Annotated in this window: 1 pseudogene; it reads left to right on the plus strand. The window is 50.9% G+C overall.

Annotated features, from left to right (window positions below):
* A pseudogene (locus KW848_RS31465) lies at positions 1 to 291 on the plus strand (hypothetical protein); the annotation flags it as partial.

Genomic DNA, 291 nt, shown 5'->3' on the forward strand with positions numbered 1-291 from the left:
TTCGGGACTTCTTACTGGATCACGGCATCAGTCAGATCAACGTAAAAGATACGATGGCCGCCTATCAGTTAGATGCCAACGCATCGCGTGGCCAGCCTGTCGATACGGCGCCTCAGGTTGAAAACAATCCCATGACTAAACCCACAAAAAATATTGAGGTAAAGGAAGCGTGGTGCAATCCCCAGGCCGACGATGACTGCACTATCAATGGTAAGAAAGTGGCCAAAGCAGCGCTCCAGCAATACCTGCCAGCGGTCTACGAACTGGAAGTACTCAATGCCGGTGGGTATT

Origin of the sequence: Pseudomonas sp. PDM25 (genome assembly GCF_019219045.1) — a bacterium.
In the GTDB taxonomy this organism is placed as follows: domain Bacteria; phylum Pseudomonadota; class Gammaproteobacteria; order Pseudomonadales; family Pseudomonadaceae; genus Aquipseudomonas.